Origin of the sequence: Psychrobacter sp. TB55-MNA-CIBAN-0194, from assembly GCF_040309505.1 — a bacterium.
GTDB classification, from domain to species: Bacteria; Pseudomonadota; Gammaproteobacteria; order Pseudomonadales; family Moraxellaceae; genus Psychrobacter; species Psychrobacter fozii.
The window spans coordinates 1-532 of the sequence record NZ_JBEOOW010000031.1; the positions used below are offsets into that span (position 1 = coordinate 1).

The 532-nt window shown below is 52.1% G+C and carries 1 protein-coding gene; it reads left to right on the forward strand.

The features are described from left to right. Nucleotides 1-532 (forward strand): cadherin-like domain-containing protein (locus tag AAEY75_RS14115; protein ID WP_352259910.1); only part of this gene is annotated, 532 nt, incomplete at both ends.

Consider the following 532-nt stretch of genomic DNA (forward strand, 5'->3'; position numbering starts at 1 on the left):
CAACCAGCGTCAAGCTCATTGATCCGGCTGATGGCTCTGAAGTGACAACATTAACCGTACCAGGCGAAGGCGAATGGGAAGTTGACCCAACCACTGGCGCCGTTACTTTCACCCCAGAGTCAGGCTTCACAGAAGATCCAACGCCAGTAGACTATGTAGTCTCTGATATCACAGGTGAGCCATCTAACCCAGCCACCATCGTTGTTGACTATCCACCAACCGTACCTGTGGCAGTAGATGACGCGTATACCGTAGAAGAAGACGGCACCGTAGTGCTTGACCCACTAAACGCTGACAGCGACTTCGATGGCGACACCCTCAGCATCACTGACATTAATGGCACCGCCTTAACCCCAGGTGTGGCTCAAAGCATTGACGTACCAAACGGCGTAGTGAACATAGATACCGCAGGTGTTATCAGCTTCACCCCTGATGCCAACTTTAATGGCGAAGTCGAATTTGACTACACCATCACCGATGGCACGACAGAAGTGAGCGCCACAGAAACCATCACCGTCACCCCTGTGAATGA